This is a genomic window from Porphyromonas gulae (assembly GCF_000765945.1).
GTDB classification, from domain to species: domain Bacteria; phylum Bacteroidota; class Bacteroidia; order Bacteroidales; family Porphyromonadaceae; genus Porphyromonas; species Porphyromonas gulae.
The window spans coordinates 583,935-610,149 of sequence record NZ_JRAT01000012.1 but is presented as its reverse complement, the minus strand read 5'-3'; the positions used below and the strand labels follow the sequence as shown (position 1 = coordinate 610,149).

The window sequence follows — 26,215 nt, the reverse complement described above, 5'->3', positions numbered from 1 at the left end:
GTCATAAAAGTGACTCGAATACGCGTGCGTCCACCATACGGGGCTAACAAGTTTAGTAAAAAGAAAGTAATGTACGTTATCGTAGACATTCAGGGACAGCAGATGAAGGTAGAGCAAGGCCGTCGGCTGTTCGTGCATCACATCAAAGACGTAGAGAGTGGTGCAAGCGTAGAGTTCGACAAGGTACTCCTCGTCGATAATAATGGTGCCATCACCGTGGGTTCTCCCTTGGTGGAAGGTGCTAAAGTGGTATGTGAAGTATTGACTCCTCTTGTGAAAGGGGATAAGGTGCTGATCTTCCACAAGAAGAGAAGAAAAGGATACCGCAAGCTGAATGGCCATCGCCAGCAGTTTACGGAAATTCTGGTGAAAGAAGTCGTTGCATAATCAAATCCACAAAACAGAAACAGAATCATGGCACATAAAAAAGGTGTAGGTAGTTCCAAGAACGGTCGTGAATCGGAAAGCAAACGTCTTGGCGTGAAAGTTTATGGTGGAGAAATGGCTAAGGCCGGCAACATATTGGTTCGTCAGCGTGGCACTGTTCACCACCCGGGTGAGAACGTAGGTATCGGTAAGGATCATACTTTGTATGCACTGAAGTCAGGCGTGGTAGTATTTACTCGCAAGAAAAACGACCGTTCATACGTTTCGATCAAGGCCGAATCATAAAGAAAGCAGAACGCTAATAAGCAGTTAGGTAAATAGGGGGCGAATCTCTACAGGCTGTAACCGCCTTGGAGATTTGCCTTTTGTTTTTTCGATATACTATGCTGACACTCAAGCAAATCATAGAAAACAAGGAAGAAGTGATCCGTCGCCTGGCGGTGAAGCACTTCGATGCAGCCGCTATCCTCGATGAAGTCATCTCTCTCGACAGACAGCGACGCGAAACTCAACAGAGTCTGGATGCTCGCTTGGCGGAGCAAAATGCCATTGCCAAGGAGATCGGAGCTTTGATGAAAGCCGGCAAGAAAGACGAGGCAGAGGCTATCCGTGCGAAAGTAGCCGATATGAAAGCCGAGAGCCACCATCTGGAAGAGCGGAAAGCAGATCTGGAGAATGCCATACGCCAGCAGCTTCTGCTTATCCCGAATCTGCCGCATGAGTCTGTCCCTACGGGCAAGACTGCAGAGGAGAATGTCTGCGTGAAGACAGGCGGTATAGTGCCGGAGCTTGGAGAGCACAAGCTGCCGCATTGGGATCTGGCCAAGAAATATGATCTGATCGACTTCGAACTCGGCGTCAAGATAACGGGAGCAGGTTTCCCCGTCTATAAGGGCAAAGGAGCACGCCTGCAGCGAGCTTTGATCAACTTCTTCTTGGACGAAGCCCGCAACGCCGGGTTCACGGAGATAGAGCCGCCCTATGTGGTCAATGAGGACTCCGGATACGGTACGGGGCAGCTCCCCGATAAGGAAGGGCAGATGTACCATGTCACGGCGGACAACCTGTATCTGATCCCCACGGCAGAGGTGCCGGTGACCAATATCTTCCGCGATGTGATTCTCTCCGAGGACGAATTGCCCATTCGCTTGACTGCATACTCGGCTTGCTTCCGACGCGAAGCCGGTTCGTACGGCAAGGATGTTCGCGGCCTGAACCGCCTTCACCAGTTCAATAAGGTGGAGATCGTCTGCATCGACAAGCCCGAACACTCCTACGAACAGCTCGATCGGATGGTCGGCTATGTCCAAGGCCTTGTAGATAAGCTGGGACTTCCGTGGCGTATCCTTCGCCTCTGTGGCGGAGACATTAGCTTCACTTCGGCATTGACTTACGACTTCGAAGTCTATTCGGCTGCCCAAGAGCGGTGGTTGGAGGTTAGCTCCGTATCCAATTTCGAGAGCTTCCAAGCCAATCGTCTGAAGTGCCGTTATCGAAATGCGGATAAGAAAGTGGAGCTTTGCCACACGCTCAACGGTAGTGCCTTGGCTCTGCCTCGTATCGTGGCTGCTCTGCTGGAAAACAATCAGACAGCCGAGGGCATCCGCATCCCCGACTGTCTGGTGCCTTATACAGGCTTCTCGATGATCGATTGATAGCCGCTTCCCTTACTCGCCCTTTGGGTAGAAGTCGAGTTCGAAGCGAATATCTTCGCATAATTCATACAAAACCGGTGCTGTGTCTTGGCTCGATTCGGGCAATAGGCTCAGCACTTTTTTTGTCCGCTCTGCAGATCCTCGCCCATATCGCTTGAGCAGAAGAGCAGAAGCGCGCCGAAGCTCCGCTTTCTGTTTCTCGTCGGAGAGGTAGAGAATGGCCGGTGCTAAGAGTTTCTCTGCCGGCACGTCTTCCGGAAAGATGCCGCGTGTAAACAATCGGGCTGCGAGCATCAGTGCTCCCGTCATCATGTCAGGGGTAGTCGCTTCACTCTCGATCCATCGAATGATGCTTTGCATTGCTTCGGGCATTCGCTCCAGCAGATTGGCTGTCAGTTGCTCGCGAAGTTCCACATTGTCGGCCTCTCGGAGGAATCTCGTTGCCCGCTCGTGAGTCAATTCTTCGGCCGGATAGATCATCGTGGCGAGTATCTTCGTCTCCCTTACATCCCGTCTCCACAGATAGTCGGCCAATGGAGCGGATGCGTCGGCCGTGCGAGCCAGCCGGAGCAGGTGTTCGCGAGTGACTCCGAAGTTGATGCCGTAGTGGAGTCCTTTCTCTCGCATACTGGCCGATAGTACACCGTCCATCGCTCGTCGGAGGTGCGAGCGCAATCTTCTTGCCTCCTGCAAGAGCGGACTGTCTGCAGGCAGGAAGCCATATTCCGCGCTGTAGCGAAGCATTTGTTCGGCATAGCCTTCCGTGTATTCTATCGTTGCATCCGTAAGCCTGCCCTCCGAATTATATACGGGTCTCAACCGAGGATTGACAAATCCCTTATACGGAGCAATATCCAGCTTGGCATAGCGCGTCAGCACTTCCTCGTGCAAGAGCGGATCCACATGGACGGCATAACGCTCCACCAACGCCTTGCCGGCGGTATAGTCGCCCTCGCTCTTGATGCGTTGCACCTCGGCCAGCAAATCGGCAATGATCGCACGCACCGCTTCATAGTCCTCGATGACGAGTGTCGTCTTGCCCCCTTGGCAAACCAGCGACATAGCCCCCGGTCGCTCGGCATGCTCCAAGACATAACGGGCTATGAGCGCACGGTTGCGCATGTGCGCCTCCTCTATCACCTCTCCTCGCTTGATACGCACGAGTTGGGTCATCAGACCGTTGAGCATGTATTTGTAATAATTGGCTTTGTAAGCGTGGGGATCGGTCAAAAGGCCTAATTCGATCATTTTGGGATCGGCCAGAAAATAGAGAGCAAAGAGGTCGGCGCGTGTCTCCTCCAGCGTGGAGGCGTGTTCTCCCAGTGCATCGCCCGATACACCGGGGAGTAGCTGTCCGGTGCCATGTCCGAGGCATTCGTGCAGGTCGGTGTGGAGGCTGTCCGTCAGGTCGGCATGCAGCTCTACATGTCTGCGTACTTCCTCGTCAGGGATAAACTCTTCGTACAGACCCGTCCCTCGTGCAGCATGGTTGTATGCATCCGTGATATTGTCGATGGTGACGGACTTGGATCCGTGTTCGGCACGAATCCAGTCGGCATTCGGAAGGTTGATCCCTATCGGAGTGGCAGGATAGCTGTCGCCGGCTATGGTCAACACATTGACCACCGTAGCCGATATACCACGGGGGTTCTTCTTGCGGAAACGTGCATTGATAGGCGAATGAGCTTCGAACCAACCGGCATGTTTGCTGATGATGCGCGTACGTCTGCCGGCTTCTTCGTCCTGCATGTGTACCAATCCCTCCCAACTGCCGTGTATGCCTATCGGATCGGCATATACTTCGGTGAATCCGTTGATGAAGTCGATCCGCGTGCGATTGTTTTCCACCCAGCGGATACAGAACCGGTCGTACAGCCTGACGTCTCCTGTGCGGTAATAGTCGCACAGCAGTCGTATGCACGTAGCCTGTTCCTCGTTCTCCGTGTATGGTATGGCAGCCTTCAAAGAAGCGACTACGGCTTCTATGGCCGGACCGTACAATCCGTCTGTGCTGCAAACCTCGTCTTTCAATTCGCCCGAAGTCGAACGAATCAGACGTGTATTCAGCCCGAAGCTCGGTGGATAACTTTTCTCTTTTTCGGGAAGAGCTTCTATCAGGTTTTTGTAATGGCTTTCCGCTTCAGATCGGGTGATACCCGGTGCATAGAAATTGACCGAAGAAGCCTTGATAATATCCTCTTCACCGCTCTGCTCCGTCTGTTTGGGTAGAAAATCGGCATCGTACAATACGCGCTCCAAAAGCACCTGTTCTTCCGGCTCCAGCTCCACTCCTGCCTCTCTCAGGGAGTCCCTCAAGAACTCCGGACTGAAACGGGCTATGAATTTGGCTCCGCTGTAATGGTGGTGAATGCCATTGGCAAACCAGATACAGAAGAGGTATTCTTCCAGCAGAGCAAAGTCGTCGGTTTGTTTCGATTGGCTAAGATGGATGTAAATATGCTCCATCAGGCTGCGTACCCAGAGGTTGTAGCGGCAGTTCTGTATGGTCGTAATGTCTCGCCCACGCAGGGCGGCTTCCGAGAGGTGGTAGCAAAGCATCCTCTGCTTAGGGGTCAATGTGCCGAAGAGATCGGCTCGATAGCTGAGTACTTCTATATCTGCAAATCGGGCTATGCGCTCTCCCGATCGGTGTTCGGTTGTTTCTTTTGTCATTGTGATTGAGGCTTTGAGTCAATAGGGGAGGGGAATAGTTTTCTCCCGTGTGAAACGACATGGTGCAAATTTAGGACAAAGGCAAAGAATAAAGCGGAATATAGCCGCAGACCAATCCGATATGGTACACTCAAAATCCGACTGAAAAATCAATACAAGAGTAGTGGACATTCTTTTCCTTCGCATATCTTTCGTTCGCGATTTGCGAACCATAAATGAGCAGATTGTGGCGCGTATTTTCCTGAAAACACGAACCAAAAGTTTTTCGTTCCGGCGCGTAAATTTTTTGCTTCTCGCGCCAAAACGAAAAAAATCTCGCGCCACGTTTTTAGGGACGTAGAGCGAAACAATTCCCGAACGTAAACTCGATTGTTGCCTTAGTGTTGCATTTATAGATGGAATCTGCATGCCTGCTAAAAATGCTAAATAGACCTTTACAATAAAAGAAAAATGTACCTTTGCTCCCATAGGCATACGAAAATTCCGGTGGAATGTCGAGGATGCCGGCTTGAATTTTTAGAGTGTAAAATCTTATTTCAAAAAGAATAGAACTATGAAACGAATAGTTTTTGTAATGATCGCACTCCTTATCGGAATAGGAGTAGCTACGGCACAAAATGCAAAGAAAGCAGTCATCTCTTCGGACAATGTGGAGCATGACTTCGGTACGATCAAAGAAGCTGATGGCAGTGTGACTCACACATTCGTTATCAAGAATACGGGAGACGCTCCCTTGGTGATCACTCGCGTAGTGGCTTCTTGCGGCTGTACGACACCCCAGTTCAGCAAAGAACCTATCGCTCCGGGTCAGACAAGCAAAATAGACGTCGCATATAATCCTGCCGGCCGTCCGGGTCAGTTTGTAAAGACCATAGCCGTGTACAGCAATGGTAAGGATGGTACCTTTACGCTACGCATCAAAGGGGTTGTAGAATAAATAGCATAGCTCTGCAAGTAGTACAAGGCGTATGATCGTCAGTACATTTCGAGGGCTGCTCTTCTTCCTTTTCCTATTGACTCCTCTGTCGCTGACAGCTCAAGAGAGTCCGGAAATACAGGTCGAGGAGCAGTCCTTTAACTTTGGTCTGATTCCGGAGGAAAAAGGTTCGGTAGGGCATAGCTTCAAGTTTCGCAACAGCGGTACCGCTCCTCTCGTGATCACTCGTGTGACGGCCGATTGTGGCTGTACCACTCCGACGTGGCCGGAGGACGCCATCGCTCCGGGTGCGGAAGCCGAGATTCGCGTCCTCTTCGATCCCGTCGGTCGGGCAGGGGCTTTCGTCAAGCGGATTCGTGTTTTCTCCAATGCTCCTTCTTCCCCTCTTGAACTCAGTATAAGCGGTACGGTCACGACCCTTGGTGGTGCCATGCCGCATGCCTATGCCTTGGCGATAGGGTCGTTACAGGTGAGCAATGCTCGCCTGCTTTTTCCTATTTCCATGCCTGAAGACGAGGGGGTGGTACGGTTGGTGGTGAACAATACGGATGAGTCCGACCTGCAAGTTGCTGTCGTATCGCTGCCTTCATTTGTATCGCTGGACGATCGGGCATTCCGGCTGCAAGCTCGTGAACCCAGAGAGCTGAATCTTTCGCTTGCCGTTCCTCGCAATATGCCTCCGGGAATGAAGAGTGAACCGCTTGTTTTAGAGGTAATATCTTCCAAAACAGGAATAAAAACCGTTGATTCTGTCCTGGTATCCTTGCCGCTGGTGGACAATTTCCCAGCCCTCACCGCAGCCCAAACAGGTGTTATGGAACTTAGCACCTATTTGGACATGGGGCAGTTGGATGGAGAGACGACAAAGGTTGCGATAGAGATTCGCAACGTCGGCGCAGGCCCTCTCCGACTGCATAGCGTCACCACACGCAATCCGGCCCTGACTGCCGTAGCCGACCGGACGGAGATAAAGCCCGGCGGAAGCACACTATTGCGCATCGCCGTGGATTCGCAGGTGATGAAGGCTGAGGGGTGGCAGAGTATAGCAGCCGATATTTCCATCATTTGCAACGATCCGCAGGCTCCGCTACGTCGTATCAAGGTCAAAGCCGAACTGTAACTTTCCCCCGTGGAGCTGCTGCCAAGCGTTATTGCAAGTGAGATTACAGCAGATCTGATAAACTGAACAATAACTATGGACGAACTACTTCATCATCCCGAAAATGATGATTGTTATAAGGGACTGAAAGTGAATAAGGGCGTTTCCAATATGCCCATCATCAATCCCTACCTGCACAGAACAAGACGCAAGAAACTGACGGTCAAGGACTATGTGGATGGCATTTTGGCGGGCGATATTACCATCCTGAGTCGTGCTGTCACACTGGTGGAAAGTCTCCTGCCCATGCATCAGGATACGGCGCAGCAGATCATAGAGCAGTGCCTGCCTCATGCCGGCCGTTCCATGCGTATCGGTATTACCGGAGTACCCGGAGCGGGCAAGAGTACTTCGATCGATGCTTTCGGTATGCACCTCATCAAGCAGGGGCGGAAGCTCGCCGTGCTGGCCATAGACCCCAGCAGCGAGAGATCCAAAGGGAGTATTCTGGGAGATAAGACCCGTATGGAGCAGCTTTCCCGCGAGAAGAATGCCTTTATTCGTCCCAGTCCTGCTGCCGGCTCACTGGGTGGTGTGGCGCGCAAGACGCGTGAGACCATCGTGCTGTGTGAAGCGGCCGGATTCGATACGATCTTCGTAGAGACTGTGGGCGTGGGACAGAGCGAAACGGCTGTCCATTCGATGGTGGACTTCTTCCTGCTGATCCAGCTGGCCGGTACGGGGGATGAACTTCAGGGTATCAAGCGCGGCATCATGGAGATGGCCGATGGTATCATCGTCAATAAAGCGGACGGAGACAATATCGACAAGGCCAATCTGGCGGCTTCGCATTATCGGAATGCTCTTCGGCTATTCCCACCGGCGGAGTCGGGATGGAAGCCGCGCGTTCTCACCTATTCGGGCTATTATGCCATCGGTATCAAGGATATTTGGGATATGATCGACGAGTACCGCCATTTTACGACGGACAACGGATTCTTCCGGCTGAAGCGTCAGCGTCAGGCCAAGTGGTGGATGTACGAGACGATCAACGACGAACTGCGCGATTCGTTCTACAACAGTACAGAGGTTCAGAGCCTCATACCGGAGGTCGAAGAGGCCGTGTTGGAAGATCGTGCCACGAGTTTCGTTGCTGCCCGTCGTCTACTGGATGCCTACTTCCGCTATATTTCCAACAAATAATCTTCTTGATCAAGCAACCTTAACCCTTATGCGTAAACTACGGATCGGCCTTTTACCCAAGATCATATTGGCCATTATCCTCGGTATCGGCTTCGGCAACCTCTTCAGCTTCCCGTTTATTCGGATCTTCGTCACTTTCAATACTCTCTTTAGCGAACTGCTCGGCTTCTCCATTCCGCTGATTATCCTCGGATTGGTGACGGTGGCTATTGCTGACATCGGGAAAGGTGCCGGAAGGATGCTTCTTATCACTGTGCTGATAGCCTATATGGCTACTGTGTTGTCAGGCCTATTCGCCTACTTCGCCGGCAATGCTTTCTTCCCGTCTTTGATTTCTCCCGGTACGGGTATGAGCGATGTTACTCAGTCGCAAGGAGTAGAGCCTTACTTCTCTATCGCCATACCGCCGATGATGAGCGTGATGACAGCTCTTGTCCTTTCCTTTGTGCTCGGTCTGGGGTTGGCCGGCATGGAAAGCCGTGGTATGAAGGGAATGATGCAGGATTTCCAGGAGATTATCACCAAGTTGATCGCCAAAGTTATTATCCCCTTGCTACCTATTTATATCTTTGGGATCTTTCTGAACATGACCCATCAGGGCGAAGTGGTGAAGGTATTATCCGTATTCCTTAGTATCATCGGTATTATTTTCGGCCTTCATATCATCCTGCTGATCTTCCAATACGCTGTGGCAGGATTTATAACCAAGAAGAATCCTTTCAGAATGCTGTGGCGGATGATGCCGGCTTATTTCACTGCTCTCGGTACGCAGTCTTCGGCAGCCACTATTCCCGTCACGCTCAAGAGTGCGGTGAAGTGTGGCGTATCGGAAGAGATAGCAGGCTTTACCGTCCCTCTCTGTGCTACGATCCACCTGAGCGGTAGCACGCTCAAGATTACTTGTTGTGCCTTGGCTCTGATGATCATGCAGGGGATGCCTTATGATGCAGGTCTGTTTGCCGGCTTTATCTTTATGCTCGGTATTACGATGGTGGCAGCTCCGGGAGTACCGGGTGGAGCCATCATGGCAGCTTTGGGTGTTTTGCAGAGTATGCTCGGTTTCGATGAGTCCTTACAGGCACTCATGATAGCATTGTATATAACCATGGATAACTTCGGTACGGCTTGTAATGTCACAGGCGACGGTGCTATCTCGCTGATCGTGGACAAACTCATGATGCGCAAGAGGCAGGCAGTCGCAAGGTAGACAAGAGGTTAGGAAGAAAAAGAAAGGAGAGGAGACTGTCGGCATGTACAGATCTCCTCTCCTTTGTTTATTTGTTGGAGGCTTTACGTCCCCAGGATGGCGCAGTATATGTCTGCACGTTTTCAGCCGCGGATCATGGTGAGGAGCATCTTGAAGCGTTTCGTAGCATGGAGTGCATGGCTGACGTTGGCCGGCATGATGACGGACCGGCCGGCTTTGAGGAGAAGAGGTTGGCCTCCGATTCTTATTTCCGCTTCCCCTTCCAATATCTGTACGAAGGCATCGAAAGGTGCTGTGTGTTCGCTCAGTCCCTGCCCTTGGTCGAAGGAGAAGAGAGTAATGTTGCCTACTTCGTTCTTAAGTACTTGTTTGCTGATGATTCCGCCGTCGGAATACTCTACTGATGCCGATATGTCGAGAACAGTAGCTTTGGGGTATGTTTCTTTTGTCATTGTTTGTTTTCGATTGTTTAGTCTGATCTCATGTCTTGTAAACGGGCATGGCATTACCCTTATTGCGTCGGAGCGAGCCTATACGAGAAGAGGGTGTGCCAAACGAAAAATACTTCGTGGCACACCCTCTCTTTCTTGCATTCGGAAAGCCTGTATCTCCCTCCCCCTCAGCGTAAGGAATCAGCGGGAGAAGCGAGGTTCGTTAGAAAGCATATTCGCGAACGAACTCCGTGGCTGCCTGTATCTGTTTGTACATGACTACATCGTCCTCCACCTTGGGAGCTACCTTGCGCAGCTCGCCGAGCATCTTCTCCAAGTACGGAGACGTCTTGGTCGGACGGCGGAATTCGAAGGCTTGGGCCGCATCGAGGAGTTCGATGGCGAAGATCATCTCCAAGTTTTCTATGATCGGAAGCAGCTTCGTTGCTGCGTTGGCTCCCATAGAAACGTGGTCTTCCTGCCCGTTGCTGCTGACGATGCTATCGCTCGCTGCAGAGAAACAGTACATCTTGTTCTTGCTCACCATCGCTGCGGCTGCGTACTGCGGTATCATGAATCCGCTGTTCAGACCGGGATTGGCCACGAGGAACTCAGGCAGATCGCGCAGGCCGAGTATGAGCTGAGCCGTACGGCGTTCGCTTATATTGCCCAGTTCTGCCAAGGCTATAGCCAGGAAATCGTATACGATGGCAAGAGGTTGGCCGTGGAAGTTACCACCCGATACGACAAGATCTTCATCGGGGAAGACCGTGGGATTGTCGGTCACGGAGTTGATCTCACGAATGACTACCTCTGTAACGTAGGCGATGGCATCACGGCTGGCTCCGTGAACCTGCGGCATACAGCGGAAGCTGTACGGATCCTGTACCTGCTTCTTCGGGCGGGCTATCTGCTCGCTGCCTTTCAGTACTTCCTTCAGGTGACGAGCTACGGCCAACTGTCCGGGGTGAGGACGTATGATGTGGAGGTTGTCGGTAAAGGGGGCATCCAAGCCATCGAAAGCTTCGAGCGAGAGTGCACCGATACAGTCTGCTACCTCTACGAGACGGTGCGCCTTGAGGAGGGCGTAGACGCCATGACTGCTCATGAACTGTGTGCCATTGAGCAGAGCCAAGCCTTCTTTGCTCTTGAGGATGATCTTCTCCCAGCCGAACTCCTGCATCACATCGCAGGCATCGCGTTTCTCACCCTTGTACATGACTTCTCCCTCACCGATAAGCGGCAGGAAGAGATTGGCCAGAGGGGCGAGGTCGCCCGATGCGCCGAGCGAACCGCGATCGTAAACGATGGGGAGCACATCGTTATTGAGCATGTCCAGAATACGCTGCACGGTGCATAGCTGTACGCCGCTGTGTCCCAACTGGAGGGCATGAGCTTTGAGCAGAAGCATCAGGCGCACGATGTCCTCATGAACGGGCGTGCCGCAGCTACAGGCATGACTCTTGACGAGGTTCTCCTGTAGGGCGGTGAGCTGATCCGGTGTAATTGTCCTGTTGCAGAGAGAGCCGAAGCCGGTGGTCACGCCGTATATGGGTTTGTCCGACTGCTTCACTTTCTCGTCCAGATAGTGGCGGCAATGCTCGATACGTCTTACGGCATCGGCCGATAGCTCCAGCTTGAAGCGACTATCCAGATATTCGCGAAGCAGATCCAGAGAGAGCGGTTCGGAACCGACTTGAAAAGAAGTACGTGCCATCGTTATTCGCATGCTTTTTTGGTGATAGCCAATACCTCGGCCTCGCGACGTACGGCATCGGCTTCGATCGCATTGGCTTCTTCCGTATGCGTCTTGACGAAATCCTCGTCCTTGATAGACGTCAGATTGATACGAACATTCAGCAGGGCACCGATGATAGCCGTGCGAGCGCACATCATGGCTACACATCCGTCCGTAATGGCATTCTGATTGCCTTTGGCTACGACTGCTTCGATCAGCGGCAACAGACTGTGTACACGCCGAGCCACCTCCATAGGTACGGATGCTGCATATTTGGTCATCTCCTGAATCTGAGCCGAGCGAACGGCCTTCTCTTCATCCGTTTCCTTGGGGAGTTTGAAGGCGGCGAATACCTTATTATAAGCATCGCTGTCGCGGTCTATATCCAGTACCAGTTCTTTCTGAATAGCGGCTGCTTCGGTAGCGATAGTCTGCATCTCGGCTTCCACCTCGGCGTACTTCTTCTTACCGATAGTCAGGTTAGCCACCATTTCGGCCAATGCTGCTGCAATAGAGCCGTTCAGAGCGGAGATACTGCCTCCTCCGGGTACGGGTTCCTGGCCTGCTGTCTCGGCGAGGAAGCCTTTTACTGTAAGATCTGTTAGAATCATTATTACGTGAATGTTTGGTGATTATTATAAGAAAGGTATCTGATAGATCAGACCGGCGCGAAGAGCATTGGTGCTTTCCGTCTCGGTCGCACTGTACCGGTAGTGCCGTCCTATGTAGGTGACGAACAGACGGAAGTTGGTCTCCGTGGGGTAATATTCCACCCCTCCCATATAGCCGTAGGAGTGGCGCGTGTGGCTGCTTTCGCCGTATTGGGCAGGCGCGTAGCCGTTCTCGTACATGCCTTTGACGAAGAGATTGACCTGATCGAGGAGGCGGAAGTTCCACTTCGATACCAGAGCATAGTACTTGACGTCCGTGAGGGTCTTGCCCTTGCCGTAGCGAGCAGTCATAATGCCTTTGTCGTCCAATCCCTCGATCGAGTAGGTGAGGTCGAGGTATCCGTTGATCCGTCTGCCCGGATTGAACTGATTGCCCGCCGTGAAGTACCACATATTACGCTCTTTGGCTTGGTGAGCCATTGATACGGCGTAACGCATGTGCAGTGCTCCTCCGAGGAGGGTACCGTTCCACTGTGCCGAGTAGAGGAGCGGGTAGCTCGTGGCGGTAGCGACATCGGGTGTCACGTGGTAGCGGTCGGCGAAGCGATTGTTGTAAGCATTGAGTACCTGTAGCTGCAGCTGCTGTTCGGGGTGGAAGTTCCATGCGAAGTTCACGCCCGAAGTATAGCATGTCATGTAGTCCACAAGGTCGCTGTACTGGTAGATCTCTACGGGGTTCATGTCGTATTCTATCCCTCCGAAACGTGCGTACTGACGTCCGAAGAAGAAGGACACCTTGTCGCTTGGGTGCCAGTCCACACCTGCGATGTCGATGGCATCGGAGAGATTGTCGGCAAATGAAGAGCCGTCGGCCGCACGGTTGAGACGTTGTCGCCAGTCGAAGCTGAGATAGCGGTTCAGTTCGCCATGAGCAGACATCCGCAGCTCGTGTACCTTGAAGCGTCCGATGTGGGATTCGTCATCGACGAGCGGCTGGTCGTAGAACGACTGTATGCCTAAGTACACCTTCAGCTTTTTCTGCTTCTGCTCCAGACCGAATACACGTTCGGCCAGAGAAGGCTCGCCGTTGCGTTCGGCCGGTCCTGTCTGTTGGGCGATGGCCGGCATACCGAACAGGATGAGGCATGCCAATGATAATAGCGATTTGTTCATACGTTGGTCGTGGATGGGATCAAATGAGTGAGACGAGGACGAAGAGCCAGTGGGCGAATACGCCGGCGACGAGTCCGCCGATCGCGTGTGCTCCGATCGCCTGTGTGATGAGGCGGCGGTACTTGAGACTATCGAGCATGGCCGTGTGCGTACTGAGGAAGCCGCTCCAGCACATACCCATGGCAGTGAAGACGGCTACTGCATTGCCGTCCAGAATACCTTGGGCCGAGAAGTTGGGTACCAGTCCGAGGGCTGCACCGACTGCTCCGAGCGCGGTGATCGGGAAGGCGATGAGGCGGGAATCGGTGAAGCCGAAGAGCCAGTGGAAGAGGAAGTCCACCTTGTCGGCAAGGGCCGGTAGCAGGCCGACGCCTTCGTATGCCTTGCCGGCGAAGGTGCCGTCGGGTCCGGCAGGTCCGTTGGTGAGCATCATAACGGCCGTACTGATGATGAGCACGCCGGGGATGATGGCTATGCCGAGGTCTACACCCGTCTTGCCGCCGTCCAGTATGGCATTGAGCATACGAAGGAAGAGGTTCTCCTTATGCTCTTTCGTTTCCTCGTGCTCCATCTCCTCCACATTGACGGGACTGTCCATCTTCGGATAGCGGCGGAGCGTGCTGCGCTGCATCAGACGAGTGCTGACTACGCTGCCGACGATGGCTCCGAAGAGGCCTACCACGGCACCGCCGCCATAGCCCTGTCCTGCCATGAAGATGATAACGACCATACCCATGCCGAAGGCCGTACCGAAATTGGTGAGGCTGACAAGCTGGTATTTCTTGAAGTAGGAGCAGAACTTGCGATCCTGTGCCAGAGAGATGATGGCCGGATTGTCACTAAGGAAGGTGAGGATGCCTCCGAGTGCCGACACGCCCGGCAGGTTGTAGAGGGGCTTCATCAGGGGCTGTAGGATGCGCTCGAGCATATCCACGACATGGAACTCCACGAGCAGACTGCCCAAGGCACCACTCAGTACCGTGATACCCATGATATAGAATACGGTCTCGAGCAGGAGGTGATAGGAGGTCTGCATGATCGTATTGAGCATATTGGGCAGACCCATGACATGCCCTACATAGCCGAATATGGCGAAGAAGAGAATGATGAAGCGGAGGGCTTCGAAGAGATGACGCCTGAACGTCAGTTTCTTGTGTTGAGATCTTGTCTCCATTTATAATAATGTATGCGGTGGTTTTTGGTGGGGAAAAGACAAGGCCGGAGCGGAGCTTCGTTCGGTGCTCCGCTCCGGTCTTTGCCGTGAGGATTATGAGTTGGTGTAGACGACCCTGCCTCCTTTGACGGTATGCTCCACGAGGTTCATACCGAAGTGATAGGAGAGGAATTTGTACGATGGGTATTGGAGTACGACGAGGTCGCCCTTCTTCCCCGGCTCGATGCTGCCGATCGTATCGGCTCTTCCTATGGCTGCAGCCCCGTTGATGGTGAGGGCCGTGATGGCTTCTTCGACGGTCATGCCCATGTAGAGGGTGGCAAGGGCAAACATCAGGGGGACGGAAGCCGAGAAGCAACTGCCCGGATTGAGGTCGCTGGCGATAGCTACGGCACAGCCGGAGTCGATCATCTTACGGGCGGGAGCGTAGTCGGCACGGAGGCTGAAGGCGGTACACGGTAGCAGAGTGGCCACGGTGTTGCTTTCGGCCAAGGCCTTAATTCCCGCGTCGGATATTTGAAGCAGATGATCTGCCGAGAGGCATCCCAGTTCGGCAGCCAGCTCAGCTCCGCCGAATGGCACGATCTCGTCTGCATGCATCTTGACGGAGAGCCCTGCTTCCTTGGCGGCCGTAAGCATCCGTCGGGTCTGTTCGTGATCGAATACGCCCTTCTCGGTGAAGATGTCGCAGCACTCGGCCAAGTCCTGCCGCACGACTTCGGGCAGCACTTCGCGGCAGAGGTACTCGATGAATTCGGTGGGACGTCCTTTGTATTCGGGGGCGGTGTCATGCGCTCCCATGAAGGTGGAGTAGAGGTCGAGGGGCTGTTCGTCCTGAAGGTCGCGCACTACGCGCAGCTGCTTCAGCTCGGTCTCGAGGTCCATCCCGTAGCCGCTCTTGGCTTCTACGGTGGTGACGCCCATCTTCATCATATTGGAGAGGTGCCGGAGGGCGGAGGCTTTCAGCTGGTCTTCCGATTCGGCACGTGTAGCGCGCATGGTGCTGGCGATCCCTCCGCCGCGCTCCATGATACTCATGTAGCTGTCGCCGGCGAGCCGCCATTGGAACTCATCTTCCCTGTAGCCGCCGAAGACTACGTGCGTGTGGCTGTCGACAAAGCCCGGCAGTACGCAGCGTCCCGTGGCGTCCAGCTCTTGGCAGCCTTGGGTCATGGAGGGGGCTACGTCCGCCATGCGACCGGCAAAGGCGATGATGCCATCGCGGACGACCACTGCGGCAGGGCCTTCGATGGTGTGTATCTGCCGCATGGCTTCGCGGCCGTGTTTGGCTTCGGTGCCTTGACAGGTGACGAGCTGGGCGATATTCTTGATGTAGAGATTCATTGTGTCGGGGGTGTTAGGCATGTATTGTCGGAAAGAAGCTTGCAAATAGAGCACCACCACGCCACCCGATAGAGGGCGGCGGGTGGTATCTCTATCCTTCAAACAACAAACATGATGACGTTTACTCCATGATCTGAGATTCGAGGATCTGATCCATGGAGAAGTTTTCGATGCCGAGGTAGTATTCGGCGCAGTCGATCAGTGCCTGCATGGGCACGAGTCCGATCACTTCGCTGCCCACTACCGATACGCCGTAGCGTGCGGCTTCCATACGTACCATCTCGTGAGCACGATAGACGGCCGTCTTGGTGAAGTCCGTCAGGTTCATGGACACCTGTACGATGCCGCGGTCGGTAAGCTCTACGCCCATGGCCTTGCAGAAGCGCAGACCGCCGCCGAGGAAGCGTACCTTCTTGGCGATGGCGTCCGCGATGGAGAGGTCGTTCGTATTGAGGTTCACGTTGTAAGCGACGAGCGGCATACGGGCACCGACTGCCACGGTACCGGCTGTCGGGTGACGATCGGCCGGGCCGAAGTCAGGATGCCAGTCGGCTTCGTGTATTTTCTCTGCCATGCCTTCGAATTCGCCTTTGCGGATCTTGGCCAGGTTCTCACGGTGGGGAGCGGTAGCCGATTTCTCATAGAGGAATACGGGTATGCCGTACTTCTCTCCTATCGTGCGGCCTACTTCCTTGGCGAGGGCATCGGCATCTTCGGCAGTCACGTTCTTGATGGGGATGAAGGGGATCACGTCCACTGCGCCCATACGGGGATGTTGACCCGAATGCTTGGTCAGGTCGATCAGCTCTACGGCGATGCCTACGGCTTCGATCACTGCATCGCGCAGGGGCTCAGGTTCGCCCACTACGGTCACGACGAGACGGTTGTGATCCTCATCGTTGCTATAGTTCAATAGCTTGACGCCTTCGCGCGTGCGGAAGGGGTTTACTATCTTCTCGATTTTCTCTTTGTCGCGTCCCTCCGAGAAGTTGGGCACGCACTCCATGATTCTTGATAATGCCATGTCTGTATTATTGCTTGGGTTGATTATAGTAATGATCGGACGGGATCAGAGTCCGCCGCCGGTGCTGCCCTGATCGCCGCCGCTGTCGGGTCCGGAGGGAGAGGGTGTCTGATTGTCGCCTGCGCCGGGTTTCTTCTTGGGCTGAGGCTCCACACGCTCATAGTCGAAGGCCAGTGCCGAGGAGCCGGGGCGGAGCTTGCCGCGTGCCGGTATGCTCTTGAGCTCTGCCGAGGGGATGAAGACGAGCCTGTGCTTCTGGATCTGATCCACGGAGAAACTCTTGGGATCGTCCAGCTGTTTGGAGCCGAACGAGAGGCGGAAGCTGCCCAGCTCGCCTATGCGAACCGTCTTGCCGTTGGGCAGCTCCTCGGTGAGGATATTGACCAGGCGGTCGAGGATGCCTTTCACGTCGGCAGAGGTCAGAGACGACTCCTCGGCTATTCGCTTGCAGAGGCTGTGGAAGGTTACCGAGTCTTGTGCCGCCGGCTGGGCATAATAGATGGTCTGTCCGGCTTTGGGGCCGATCTTGGCGACAGACTTTTTGATTACATACTTTAGGGACATAACTTACTTATTATTAGTTTCTTACTCTTCGATGACTATTCATGCCCGATACATCCCTCAAGTGCTCCGAAAAAAAACGTCTAGACGTTCGGAGGAAAACGTCTAGACGTTCCGAATAAAACGTCTAGACGTTTCGAGCAAAAGGTCTAGACGTTTCGGGCAAAACGTCTAGACGTTTTTTCGAGGGAGTATTGCAGACGGCCACGGCCTCGTCCTGACGTTCGGGTCGGTGGCTCTCGGCCTTCCTCCGGCGGAGTGCTGCGGCTCCTTCCGCATGCGGCTGACCGAGGGGTCGGCCACGACTTGTCGGTGCGGTCTGCAAACTGCCGACAAAGGTACCCAAATAGTTCGATTCGGCCGATAGCGAAAACCAAATACTTGTCCCACCCCTCAGGGTACCGGAGCGAGCCGCTCTGCTGTCGTCTGCGGCGGCCTCTCTTCACGGGCTCTCAGGCCGGCGGCATGCGGTGGGGGAGATTCCCGTGATGAATGTGAGGGGAGGGTGGAGACCGTTTTTCGATTTATTTCTTACATTTGCACGACGGAAAATGAGATAGACACCTATTCTCTATCCTTTCGTCCCGACGGTATCGAGTACTCTGAAAAGCCTCATCCCTGATACCGTTTCCCGATTCAACTCATCATCTTATTTCCTAAAACTCATCATCATTTTTTATGCAGAAGTACACGATCGTCGATCTGAACGAAAAGGCTGAAGCTGAACTCGCCGCTATCGCCGGTGAGTTGGGTATTGCCAATGCCGGCTCAATGCCCAAACAAGAACTTATTTACAAGATACTCGATGAACAGGCTATCAGTGTAGCCGGCGTTCAGAAGGAAAAACAAAAAGCGAAAGAAGGACAACGCACCGAAAGGCGCAAGCCGGGTCGTCCTCGCAAGGACGCCGGGGAGGAAGCTCCCGAAAGCAAAGACGCCGAGACGGCTCCTGCCGAGCCGGCAGCGGAAGACGCTCAGACCAAGCGCAGGCGCGGACGTCCTCGCAAGTCGGAAGAGACTGCGATCGAGACTCAGGAGGACGCCCAGCAATTAGTGGCTCTGGCCGCTGCCGAAGAGATAAACGCCACGGAGAAGAAGAGGACGGACAGGAAGCCGGCTCCGAAACCGGCTGCGCCGGCATCCGTCGATGTCCCGGCCGAGAGCGACCTCCCACAGGAGAAGCAGCCGGCTGCGACTAAGCCTGCCGCCGCTGCCGTATTGCCTGCCGTCAAGCCCGTAGAAGAGGAGACCAGAGCGGAGACGCCTGCTCCTCCCCCTGCCATCGAGTCCATCACCACGGCATCGACTACGGGAGCCGTCGATGAGGGCGGTGCTCGCCGCCTCGTATTCAGGCACAAGAACAGCTCTTCGGTGCTGGATCAGGTGCTGCCGTACAGCTCTCCCCAGCCCCAGCAGAGGCCGAAGCCTGCCACAGCTCCGGTCGGCAGCAGCCCCATCAGGCAGCGACAGCCGGCCAACGTGCCGACTCTCCGCCGCGAACCTCAGCAATCTCTCTACAACTTCGACGGTATCCTTGAGTGCATGGGAGTACTGGAGATCATGCCCGACGGCTACGGATTCCTCCGCTCCTCGGACTATAACTACCTGTCCTCTCCGGACGATGTGTACATGTCCCAGCAGCAGATCAAGCAGAACGGACTGAAGACGGGCGACGTCGTGGCAGGACATATCCGTCCGCCCCGGGAGGGCGAGAAGTACTTCCCCTTCGTTCAGCTCAAGAGTGTGAACGGACGTAGCCCCGAAGAGATCCGCGACCGCGTGCCCTTCGATCACCTCACACCCCTCTTCCCCGAAGAGAAGTTCACCCTCGAAGCTCCGGGCGTGCGCGCCGTAAACGACAAAATATCCGTCCGCGTCGTAGACCTCTTCGCCCCCATAGGCAAAGGCCAGCGCGGCCTCATCGTATCCCAGCCCAAGACGGGTAAGACGATGCTCCTCAAGGATATTGCCAATGCCATCGCAGCCAATCACCCCGAAGTCTATATGATCGTCCTGCTCATCGACGAGCGTCCCGAAGAGGTCACCGACATGGCGCGAAGTGTGAACGCCGAGGTCATCGCCTCCACCTTCGACGAACCGGCAGAGCGTCACGTGAAGATCGCCGAGATCGTCCTGAACAAAGCCAAAAGAATGGTCGAGTGCGGTCATGACGTGGTCATCCTGCTCGACTCCATCACCCGTCTGGCACGTGCATACAATACCGTACAGCCGGCATCGGGCAAGGTGCTCTCAGGTGGTGTCGATGCCAATGCCCTGCAGAAGCCGAAACGCTTCTTCGGTGCCGCTCGTAACATCGAAAACGGCGGTAGTCTGACCATTCTGGCCACGGCACTGACCGACACAGGTTCTAAGATGGACGAAGTGATATTCGAAGAGTTCAAGGGTACGGGCAATATGGAGCTGCAGCTCGATCGCCGCCTGTCCAACAAGCGGATATTCCCGGCGGTGGACATCATGTCCAGCAGTACGCGTCGCGACGACCTGCTACAGGACGAGACCACGCTGAACCGTATGTGGATCCTGCGCAAGTATCTCTCCGACATGAATCCTGTCGAGGCCATGGAGTTCGTCCGCAAGCAGCTGGAGAATACGCATACCAATATGGAGTTCCTCGCCTCGATGAGCAACTGATAACCGCGCTGCCTCGCTCCCTCCCTCCACAAGAGGAGAGCGGGCGGCAGACAGGCTTGTGAGAGACAAGCCGCCCTCTATCCGGTAGCAGACCGGCAGACAGGAGGGAGAGAGGTCGAAGAGCCGAGCGCATCGTCCTTCGATCTCTCTCCGTACTTGGCTGAGCACTTCGCTCTGCTATACCTTATTATTATAAGTATCAATCCTCCATTCGTTACGGCAGCATTCATGACATCTTCACGCCTCTACGGTCTTGCGGTCGGTGTACTGTCGTCCGCCACGTTCGGACTCATCCCCCTGTTCACGCTGCCGATTTCGGCTAAGGGGGCTTCGTTCGAGCTTATTCTTTTCTATCGCTTCTTCTTCGCTGCCATCGCCATCGGTCTGCTGCATCGCCTATCGGGCGGCAGCTTCAGAGCCGGCCGCGCGGATATAGGTCCGCTGGTATTGCTGGGCTTGCTCTACACCGGCTCGGCACTTTTCCTCTTCCACGGCTACAGCTATATGGCCAGCGGAGTAGCCACCACCATCCACTTCCTCTATCCGCTGTTCGTCTCGGCACTGATGCTTCTATTCTTTCGGGAGAGACTTTCGCCCGTGCCATTGACAGCCATTCTCATCGCCCTGATAGGCGTGGGCTTGCTGATGGGCCTCACGGGAGGGGGCGATCGGGTAGGGCTTACCGGCTTTGTGATAGTCGCCATCTCGGCACTTTGCTATGCCCTCTATATCGTCTTTGTCAATCGGAGCCGGATCCGAACCATGCCGGGGCGGCGACTGACGTTTTACGTCTTCGTGGCTGCGGCAGGTTTTTGCCTGATCAACGTCCTCGTCAGACAGGGCGAAGTGGCTCCTCTTCCCGATGCACTCTCATGGGGCCATATCCTGCTCTTGGCTTTGGTGCCGACCGTAGTGTCCAATCTGGCTTTGGTAGTGGCCGTACGCAACATCGGCTCCACGCTCACCTCTGCACTGGGAGCTATGGAGCCGCTTACGTCCGTATTGGTCGGTGTGTGGGTCTTCGACGAGGTGTTGGGGGCCTCCGCTATAGTCGGTATGGGCTGTATCCTTATAGCTGTTGCGCTTATCGTCTTCTCCGAACCGCTCGAACTGATGCTCCGGAGGAGGAGACGATAGCGTCCGTTCGCTACCGTTCGTCTGCCGCTATATTGCTTTCGGCTACCAAGTAGAGGGGTCTGCCGACTATATTTTTGTTGATCTTGGATATATAGGTGCCGATCACCCCAAGGCATATCAGCTGCACTCCTCCCAAGAACATGGAGCTTACGATGACGGACGTCCATCCGCTGACCGTCTTATCCAGCAGGAAGTGGGAGATGAGGGCATAGACGATCACGAATAACGAGAGCAGGGAAACCCAGGCACCTAATTTGGCCACCCATTCGAGCGGCCTGCTGGAAAATCCCGTGATGCCGTCGATGGCCAAGGCAAGCATCTTCCTGAGCGGATAGTTCGTTTGGCCGTATTTTCTTTCGTCTCTGTCGAAGAGCACCCCTGTCTGGCGGAATCCCATCCAGGCGATTTGCCCCCTCAGGAACTTGTTCTGCTCGGGCATCTCTCTGAGGCACTGCACGATCTTCCGGTCGATCAGGCGGAAGTCGCCCGTGTCCAGCGGCATATCGATAGACGTGATCTTGCGCATCGTCCGGTAGAACCCCTTGGCCGTCGCCTTCTTGAACCACGTTTCGCCTTCGCGATGCTTCCGCTGTGCATAGACCACTTCGTAGCCCTCGCAGTATTTCGCATACAATTCCGGTATCAATTCCGGCGGATCCTGCAAGTCGCCGTCGATGATCACGGTAGCCTTTCCCCTCACATGGTCTAATCCTGCCGACACGGCTATCTGGTGGCCGAAGTTGCGACTCAGATTGATATAGAAGAAACGGTCATCACCCTTGCACAGGCTGCGCAATAGCTCCATCGAACCATCGCGGCTGCCGTCATTGACAAAGATCAGTTCGTAGTCCTCCGTTATCGAAGCCGCCGCCGCACTCAACCGCCGCACCAGCTCGGGAAGTTCCTTCTCTTCATTATAGATCGGTACGACGATGGAAAGCTCCTTCGTATAAGTCGTATTGACATCCATAGGAATTGACGTTTAGATTGTTTTGAGCACGCTCTGGGGAAAATCAAGTGCTTAGGTGACAAGGGTCAGGACAGCCTCTCTGTCCGCTTCGGGATGGAACCAGCGGATCGTACTGTCGCGCCTGAACCATGTCATTTGCTTGCGGGCATATACACGACTGTTGCGTTGGATCCGCCTTACAGCCTCTGTCCGGTCGATCGAGCCGTCGAAGTATTCGAACATTTCTTTGTAGCCGACCGTATTGAGCGCATTGAGATGGCGCAGGGGATAGACGGCACGAGCCTCTTCCTCCAGACCTTGCTCCATCATCGCCAATACACGGGCGTCTATCCGTCTGCATAGTTCCTCGCGCTCTCGGCAAAGTCCGATCTTGACGATTCGGAACGGACGCTCCTTGGCCTCGTGTCGGTGGAACGAGGAGAACGGCTGGCCGGTCGAGAGGCATATCTCCAAACCGTGGATCACTCGCTTATAGTTCCGTCTGTCCACCTTGGCGTAGTAATCGGGATCCAGTAGTCGGAGCTGTGCCAGTATCCCGTCCAATCCTTCCGCTGCGTATCGGGCGTAAAGCTCTTCCCTCACCTCCGGAAAGGGGTCGGGAATATCGTCTATCCCCCGGCAAACCGCATCTATATACATCATCGAACCGCCCGTAAGGAGCACCCCTCTATACTTTTGGAAGAGTTCTTTCAGAGCTTCGAGCACTTCCACCTCGTACATTCCCGCGCTATAATAGTCCCTCACGCTATGCGTACCGACAAAAAGATGCGGCACCCTCGCCCGCTGTTCGGGAGTGGGTGCCGCTGTTCCTATGGGCAGTTCGCGAAATATCTGTCTGGAGTCGGCCGAGATGATCGGGCTGCCCAAACGCTCGGCTATGTCGAGGCTCAGATCCGTCTTGCCCACACCGGTGGGGCCAAGGAGGACGTATAGCGTATGATCCTGAGTCTCCAATGCGCCGGACGTATCAGGGTCAATAGTTATCGGACAGGTCGGATGTTATCTCATCGAAGCCCTCGAATCCCTCGCGGTCTATCTCGTCCTCATTGTACTCGCTGTCGCCGAAGAAGTCTTCTTCCAGATCCAATCCCTTGGCCTGCTTGGCAGGAGCAGCAGTCGGATCCATCAGATCGTCCAGAGAGCTTTGTTGCGGAGGCAATCCTTCCGACGTAAGGAGCTTAGGCTCCGAGAGCGATTTGCCCGGTACTATATCCATCACTTCGATAAAGAAGTAACGCTCCGTCATCAAGTCGAATTCGAAGACGAGACGTTGGTGTTCGTCCTCGATGAACTCTTCCAAGCGTGTATTTTCCATCACATACGAGTCTTCATCCGAGGCCGTGTCCATCTCCATCAGTGTAATCTCCTGCCCCTTGCGCCAGTCCTCATCGCAGAGGAAGAAAGACGTTAGCTCGCTGTGCGAATAGCCCACCGAGTCCAGAATCGCATTTTGGAGGTCGAGGAAGGTAGCTTCGGAGTCGATCGCTATCTCTCGGCGGAAATCTTCCACCTCATCGGAAACTATCAGAAAGTTGAATACCATATTGCAGTTTGTGCTTATCGATTATGCAATCCAAAAGTAGGAAAAAAACACAGGCGACCTCTGTCGCCCTCGTCTTTCATTGTGCGGTATAAACACGCGATTAGCCCTTTCAACACTGTTCGAAAATTGTATAAAACCTAAAAATATAGCTCAATGATATTCCATTTCTCTATATCTCTTGTGTTTTTCCCTATTCCGGCTCTGCAACAGTGCATAGACAGCACGGTTTCTACATATCTTTGCCGCATGGAAAAAGACAGGCACATCAGTGGAGGTAAGCAAGTGGCACGCAATGCCGCTTTCTTATTTATTCGTCTGTTGTTGGTAATGGCCGTTACATTCTATACCTCAAGGCTTATATACGAGGCGTTAGGTGTGGAAGATTACGGTATATATGTGCTGATAGGGGGGCTGGGCTTGTCTTTTATCTTCTTTTCTTCCTCTCTTTCCAATGCAGCCCAGAGGTTCTTGGCCTATGCCATCGGCCAAAATGATATAGAAGAAGCCAAAAGGATCGTAGGAGCATCCTTGTTGATCCATATCTCTCTTGCCGTCATCGCTATGATTGTAGGAGAAGCGGTGGGTTTATACCTGATCCATCACAGTCTCAAGATCCCTCCCGAACGTATTACGGCAGCTCTATGGGTATATCACCTTACCATTCTTTCGTTGAGTTTTTATTTGGTGGGAGCTGTGTACGAATCGATATTGATAGCTCGGGAGAATATGCGCCTTTATGCCTATCTGGGCATCCTTGAAGCATTGCTCAAACTCGTTCTTGCAGCACTTTTGTTCGTCCTGCCCGGGGATAAGTTGGAGCTTTATGCCGCGCTATTCATCGGTACGGTGCTGATCTTGAAAGGCGTATTGGTGCTATTGGTGCGACGGCTGTATCCTGAAGCGCGCGTTTGGATCTTTAAGGATAAAGCCGTCCTTGCCCGTATGGGAAGTTTCATCGGCTGGAACGGTTTTGCCACGCTTGTCTGGTCTATCAACAATCAGGGTACGGACGTTGTCCTGAACATTTTTTTCGGACCTATAGTCAATGCCGCACGAGGTATTGCCAACCAAATCAATAGTGCTGTCGGGAGTTTTACTTTCAATTTCTTCTCCGCTGTGCATCCTCAAATCGTCAAGAGCTACGCCAATGGCAATATCCCCTACTTCAAGCGGTTGGTCTTTTCCAGTTCCCGTTTCGGTTATTACTTGATGTTGATGCTCTCTTTGCCGTTGATGTTGAGGATGGATTATGTCCTGAAGCTGTGGTTGAACGATGTGCCTGCTGAGGCTTCCGATTTTGCCATTTGGATACTCATCTATGCCCTTGTCAATGTGCTCAGTTCTCCTCCCTGGTTCGGTATGCAGGCAGTAGGCCATATCCGCCGGTTTATTATTGTAGGAAGCATTATCTCCATGCTTGCTCTGCCGGCCATGTATGTAGCTTTTCTTTTCGGATTGGAAGCCTTGTGGGCTATCAAAATTCTTGCGGCTGTACGAGTATTGTATGTGCTTGGAGGTTATGAGGTTTTGTGCCGCTTTGTCTCTGCACTTGATTGGCAGGCATATATCAAGGAGGTAATAGGCCCTGTTTTGGCCGTTTCTGCAATAGCCACTCTTTCCTGCTTCGGTCTGCACCGACTCGTTCCCGATGGACTTTGGGGGCTTATGCTTTTGGTCTGTCTGTCCACTTTGGCTAATATGGTTATTATATGGGTGCTGGGCATCCGGTCGAATGAGCGCACGATGGCACTCTTGTGGCTCAAAAACAAGTTCTCTCTTATTTTTAGAAAGCGATGATACCTAAGATTATTCATTATTGCTGGTTTGGCCCCAAACCATTCCCTCCGCTTGCACAGCAATGTCTGGAGTCGTGGCAGCGCTATATGCCCGACTATGAAATCAGGTTATGGTCGGAGGATACATTCGATGTCAACAGCATCCCCTTTGTACGGGATGCATACCGTCATGGCAAATATGCTTTTGTCAGTGATTATGCTCGCCTTTGGGCTTTGTACCGATATGGCGGTGTATATCTTGATACGGACGTGGAGCTAATTCGCTCTGTTGATGATCTTTGTCAGCATGGAGGATGGATAGGACGGGAGCTGCCCGGGTGGGGTGCCCCCGACAAATATCCCGTAAACTTGGGACTCGGTTTTGCTCTTCCGAAGGAACATCCATGGCTTAAAGAGCTGTTGGATATATATGATCGTATGGATTTCCCTGACCCGAACGATAAGAGTTCTGTCGTTACAATCGTGCATGTGGTAACCGACATGCTCGAAGAGAAGGGACTAAGCATGGACAATAGCTACCAACAGATCGAGGATGTGCATATCTATCCGACAGAATATTTTTGTCCGAAGAACTATTATACGCGAGTTACTACTATTACCGATCATACTTATAGCATACATCATTACGTTGCTTCGTGGATGCCTCCTGCTCAGAAATTCAAAGACCGTCTTGTTCTCTTCCTCGGGCCGGTCGGTAAATTACTTGTGAAGGTGAAAAAACTAATTTTTTCGTAGGAATAGGGCGTAAAAAGCGAATCCTATGGGGCGACTATTTCATTTCCGAAGTAGTCGCCCTTTTTTTCCCTTTGCGGACCGGTTTTTGGGGAAGTAGTTGTATTTGGTGCCACCCCGGCGAGCTGAAAGTAAGCCGGGTTTTGACATGTGAATATTCGTCAATAT

24 protein-coding genes and 1 pseudogene are annotated in these 26,215 nt (G+C 53.6%); 12 read left to right on the top strand and 13 right to left on the bottom strand.

Annotated features, from left to right (window positions below; all coding sequences use genetic code 11):
• Nucleotides 1-69: 69 nt before the first annotated feature.
• The 3 genes from rplU (at nt 70) to serS (ending at nt 2,042) form a co-directional block, all read left to right on the top strand.
• Nucleotides 70-387, top strand: coding sequence for a 50S ribosomal protein L21 (gene rplU, locus HQ49_RS06095; RefSeq protein ID WP_004584799.1), 318 nt, complete (start codon nt 70-72; stop codon nt 385-387).
• 27 nt (nt 388-414) lie between these two features.
• Complete coding sequence (gene rpmA, locus HQ49_RS06090) at nt 415-672, top strand: 50S ribosomal protein L27 (protein WP_018964261.1); 258 nt, start codon at nt 415-417, stop codon at nt 670-672.
• 98 nt (nt 673-770) lie between these two features.
• Nucleotides 771-2,042 carry a serine--tRNA ligase gene (gene serS, locus HQ49_RS06085; protein WP_039418939.1) on the top strand — a complete coding sequence of 424 codons (1,272 nt, stop codon included), beginning with the start codon at nt 771-773 and terminating at the stop codon, nt 2,040-2,042.
• Nucleotides 2,043-2,054: 12 nt separating this feature from the next.
• Here serS and HQ49_RS06080 read toward each other — a convergent pair whose 3' ends face one another.
• Together HQ49_RS06080 and HQ49_RS11355 are read right to left on the bottom strand one after the other, a co-directional pair.
• Entirely contained in the window at nt 2,055-4,715 is a 2,661-nt protein-coding gene (locus HQ49_RS06080) for a dipeptidyl-peptidase 3 family protein (protein WP_039418937.1), read from the bottom strand.
• 149 nt (nt 4,716-4,864) lie between these two features.
• Entirely contained in the window at nt 4,865-5,017 is a 153-nt protein-coding gene (locus HQ49_RS11355; RefSeq protein WP_160224181.1) for a DUF1661 domain-containing protein, read from the bottom strand.
• 7 nt (nt 5,018-5,024) lie between these two features.
• Between HQ49_RS11355 and HQ49_RS12145 the strand changes: the two are divergent.
• From HQ49_RS12145 to HQ49_RS06060, 5 genes and pseudogenes are all read left to right on the top strand, one after another.
• Nucleotides 5,025-5,078, top strand: a pseudogene (locus HQ49_RS12145) (hypothetical protein); the annotation flags it as partial.
• Between the two features lie 190 nt (nt 5,079-5,268).
• Nucleotides 5,269-5,652 (top strand): DUF1573 domain-containing protein, encoded by a 384-nt coding sequence (locus tag HQ49_RS06075; protein WP_026292052.1) that lies wholly within the window; start codon nt 5,269-5,271, stop codon nt 5,650-5,652.
• A 31-nt stretch (nt 5,653-5,683) separates the two neighbouring features.
• Nucleotides 5,684-6,772, top strand: coding sequence for a DUF1573 domain-containing protein (locus tag HQ49_RS06070; RefSeq protein WP_039418935.1), 1,089 nt, complete (start codon nt 5,684-5,686; stop codon nt 6,770-6,772).
• A gap of 75 nt (nt 6,773-6,847) precedes the next feature.
• Nucleotides 6,848-7,954: a methylmalonyl Co-A mutase-associated GTPase MeaB gene (meaB, locus tag HQ49_RS06065; RefSeq protein ID WP_039418934.1), complete on the top strand. Its 1,107-nt coding sequence runs from the start codon at nt 6,848-6,850 to the stop codon at nt 7,952-7,954.
• Nucleotides 7,955-7,982: 28 nt separating this feature from the next.
• On the top strand, nt 7,983-9,161 hold the full coding sequence (locus HQ49_RS06060) for a dicarboxylate/amino acid:cation symporter (RefSeq protein ID WP_039418932.1): 1,179 nt from the start codon (nt 7,983-7,985) through the stop codon (nt 9,159-9,161).
• A gap of 122 nt (nt 9,162-9,283) precedes the next feature.
• On the opposite strand, the gene HQ49_RS06055 is transcribed toward HQ49_RS06060, so the two are convergent.
• The 8 genes from HQ49_RS06055 to HQ49_RS06020 form a co-directional block, all read right to left on the bottom strand.
• Nucleotides 9,284-9,613, bottom strand: coding sequence for a cupin domain-containing protein (locus HQ49_RS06055; protein WP_005874159.1), 330 nt, complete (start codon nt 9,611-9,613; stop codon nt 9,284-9,286).
• 202 nt (nt 9,614-9,815) lie between these two features.
• Nucleotides 9,816-11,309, bottom strand: a complete 1,494-nt coding sequence (hutH, locus tag HQ49_RS06050; RefSeq protein WP_039418931.1) for a histidine ammonia-lyase — start codon at nt 11,307-11,309, stop codon at nt 9,816-9,818.
• A gap of 2 nt (nt 11,310-11,311) precedes the next feature.
• Nucleotides 11,312-11,941, bottom strand: coding sequence for a cyclodeaminase/cyclohydrolase family protein (locus HQ49_RS06045; RefSeq protein WP_039418930.1), 630 nt, complete (start codon nt 11,939-11,941; stop codon nt 11,312-11,314).
• 24 nt (nt 11,942-11,965) lie between these two features.
• Nucleotides 11,966-13,114 carry an OprO/OprP family phosphate-selective porin gene (locus HQ49_RS06040; protein ID WP_039418928.1) on the bottom strand — a complete coding sequence of 383 codons (1,149 nt, stop codon included), beginning with the start codon at nt 13,112-13,114 and terminating at the stop codon, nt 11,966-11,968.
• A 19-nt stretch (nt 13,115-13,133) separates the two neighbouring features.
• Nucleotides 13,134-14,288, bottom strand: coding sequence for a nucleoside recognition domain-containing protein (locus tag HQ49_RS06035; protein ID WP_039418926.1), 1,155 nt, complete (start codon nt 14,286-14,288; stop codon nt 13,134-13,136).
• A 93-nt stretch (nt 14,289-14,381) separates the two neighbouring features.
• Nucleotides 14,382-15,653, bottom strand: coding sequence for an imidazolonepropionase (gene hutI / locus HQ49_RS06030; protein ID WP_039418924.1), 1,272 nt, complete (start codon nt 15,651-15,653; stop codon nt 14,382-14,384).
• A 100-nt stretch (nt 15,654-15,753) separates the two neighbouring features.
• Nucleotides 15,754-16,656, bottom strand: a complete 903-nt coding sequence (ftcD, locus tag HQ49_RS06025; protein WP_039418923.1) for a glutamate formimidoyltransferase — start codon at nt 16,654-16,656, stop codon at nt 15,754-15,756.
• A gap of 45 nt (nt 16,657-16,701) precedes the next feature.
• The gene (locus HQ49_RS06020) at nt 16,702-17,220 is read right to left on the bottom strand and encodes an HU family DNA-binding protein (protein ID WP_039418921.1); all 519 of its coding nucleotides are present in this window, start codon (nt 17,218-17,220) and stop codon (nt 16,702-16,704) included.
• Nucleotides 17,221-17,895: 675 nt separating this feature from the next.
• Between HQ49_RS06020 and rho the strand changes: the two genes are divergently transcribed.
• A complete protein-coding gene (rho, locus tag HQ49_RS06015) occupies nt 17,896-19,869 on the top strand; it encodes a transcription termination factor Rho (protein WP_039418920.1) in 1,974 nt (657 codons plus the stop codon).
• Between the two features lie 228 nt (nt 19,870-20,097).
• A complete protein-coding gene (locus HQ49_RS06010) occupies nt 20,098-21,006 on the top strand; it encodes a DMT family transporter (protein WP_039419038.1) in 909 nt (302 codons plus the stop codon).
• 10 nt (nt 21,007-21,016) lie between these two features.
• Here HQ49_RS06010 and HQ49_RS06005 read toward each other — a convergent pair whose 3' ends face one another.
• Genes HQ49_RS06005 through HQ49_RS05995 form a run of 3 tightly spaced genes read right to left on the bottom strand, consistent with a single transcriptional unit; the run spans nt 21,017 to nt 23,519 of the window.
• Nucleotides 21,017-21,976: a glycosyltransferase family 2 protein gene (locus HQ49_RS06005; RefSeq protein ID WP_039418919.1), complete on the bottom strand. Its 960-nt coding sequence runs from the start codon at nt 21,974-21,976 to the stop codon at nt 21,017-21,019.
• A 51-nt stretch (nt 21,977-22,027) separates the two neighbouring features.
• Nucleotides 22,028-22,930, bottom strand: a complete 903-nt coding sequence (gene miaA / locus HQ49_RS06000) for a tRNA (adenosine(37)-N6)-dimethylallyltransferase MiaA (RefSeq protein ID WP_039418918.1) — start codon at nt 22,928-22,930, stop codon at nt 22,028-22,030.
• A 19-nt stretch (nt 22,931-22,949) separates the two neighbouring features.
• Nucleotides 22,950-23,519 carry an IS1096 element passenger TnpR family protein gene (locus tag HQ49_RS05995; RefSeq protein ID WP_039418917.1) on the bottom strand — a complete coding sequence of 190 codons (570 nt, stop codon included), beginning with the start codon at nt 23,517-23,519 and terminating at the stop codon, nt 22,950-22,952.
• 153 nt (nt 23,520-23,672) lie between these two features.
• Here HQ49_RS05995 and HQ49_RS05990 point away from each other — a divergent pair, with 153 nt between their 5' ends.
• Nucleotides 23,673-25,316 (top strand): lipopolysaccharide biosynthesis protein, encoded by a 1,644-nt coding sequence (locus tag HQ49_RS05990; protein ID WP_039446249.1) that lies wholly within the window; start codon nt 23,673-23,675, stop codon nt 25,314-25,316.
• Entirely contained in the window at nt 25,313-26,050 is a 738-nt protein-coding gene (locus HQ49_RS05985; protein WP_039418913.1) for a glycosyltransferase family 32 protein, read from the top strand. The genes HQ49_RS05990 and HQ49_RS05985 overlap by 4 nt, the downstream gene beginning before the upstream one ends.
• Nucleotides 26,051-26,215: the final 165 nt, after the last annotated feature.

Bases quoted from the DNA above. Each gene is read 5' to 3' on its own strand.
- rplU (WP_004584799.1), top strand. From the start codon at position 70: ATGTACGTTATCGTAGACATTCAGGGACAGCAGATGAAGGTAGAGCAA.
- rpmA (WP_018964261.1), top strand. From the start codon at position 415: ATGGCACATAAAAAAGGTGTAGGTAGTTCCAAGAACGGTCGTGAATCG.
- serS (WP_039418939.1), top strand. From the start codon at position 771: ATGCTGACACTCAAGCAAATCATAGAAAACAAGGAAGAAGTGATCCGT.
- HQ49_RS06080 (WP_039418937.1), bottom strand. From the start codon at position 4,715: ATGACAAAAGAAACAACCGAACACCGATCGGGAGAGCGCATAGCCCGA.
- HQ49_RS06075 (WP_026292052.1), top strand. From the start codon at position 5,269: ATGAAACGAATAGTTTTTGTAATGATCGCACTCCTTATCGGAATAGGA.
- HQ49_RS06070 (WP_039418935.1), top strand. From the start codon at position 5,684: ATGATCGTCAGTACATTTCGAGGGCTGCTCTTCTTCCTTTTCCTATTG.
- meaB (WP_039418934.1), top strand. From the start codon at position 6,848: ATGGACGAACTACTTCATCATCCCGAAAATGATGATTGTTATAAGGGA.
- HQ49_RS06060 (WP_039418932.1), top strand. From the start codon at position 7,983: ATGCGTAAACTACGGATCGGCCTTTTACCCAAGATCATATTGGCCATT.
- HQ49_RS06055 (WP_005874159.1), bottom strand. From the start codon at position 9,613: ATGACAAAAGAAACATACCCCAAAGCTACTGTTCTCGACATATCGGCA.
- hutH (WP_039418931.1), bottom strand. From the start codon at position 11,309: ATGGCACGTACTTCTTTTCAAGTCGGTTCCGAACCGCTCTCTCTGGAT.
- HQ49_RS06045 (WP_039418930.1), bottom strand. From the start codon at position 11,941: ATGATTCTAACAGATCTTACAGTAAAAGGCTTCCTCGCCGAGACAGCA.
- HQ49_RS06040 (WP_039418928.1), bottom strand. From the start codon at position 13,114: ATGAACAAATCGCTATTATCATTGGCATGCCTCATCCTGTTCGGTATG.
- HQ49_RS06035 (WP_039418926.1), bottom strand. From the start codon at position 14,288: ATGGAGACAAGATCTCAACACAAGAAACTGACGTTCAGGCGTCATCTC.
- hutI (WP_039418924.1), bottom strand. From the start codon at position 15,653: ATGCCTAACACCCCCGACACAATGAATCTCTACATCAAGAATATCGCC.
- ftcD (WP_039418923.1), bottom strand. From the start codon at position 16,656: ATGGCATTATCAAGAATCATGGAGTGCGTGCCCAACTTCTCGGAGGGA.
- HQ49_RS06020 (WP_039418921.1), bottom strand. From the start codon at position 17,220: ATGTCCCTAAAGTATGTAATCAAAAAGTCTGTCGCCAAGATCGGCCCC.
- rho (WP_039418920.1), top strand. From the start codon at position 17,896: ATGCAGAAGTACACGATCGTCGATCTGAACGAAAAGGCTGAAGCTGAA.
- HQ49_RS06010 (WP_039419038.1), top strand. From the start codon at position 20,098: ATGACATCTTCACGCCTCTACGGTCTTGCGGTCGGTGTACTGTCGTCC.
- HQ49_RS06005 (WP_039418919.1), bottom strand. From the start codon at position 21,976: ATGGATGTCAATACGACTTATACGAAGGAGCTTTCCATCGTCGTACCG.
- HQ49_RS05995 (WP_039418917.1), bottom strand. From the start codon at position 23,519: ATGGTATTCAACTTTCTGATAGTTTCCGATGAGGTGGAAGATTTCCGC.
- HQ49_RS05990 (WP_039446249.1), top strand. From the start codon at position 23,673: ATGATATTCCATTTCTCTATATCTCTTGTGTTTTTCCCTATTCCGGCT.
- HQ49_RS05985 (WP_039418913.1), top strand. From the start codon at position 25,313: ATGATACCTAAGATTATTCATTATTGCTGGTTTGGCCCCAAACCATTC.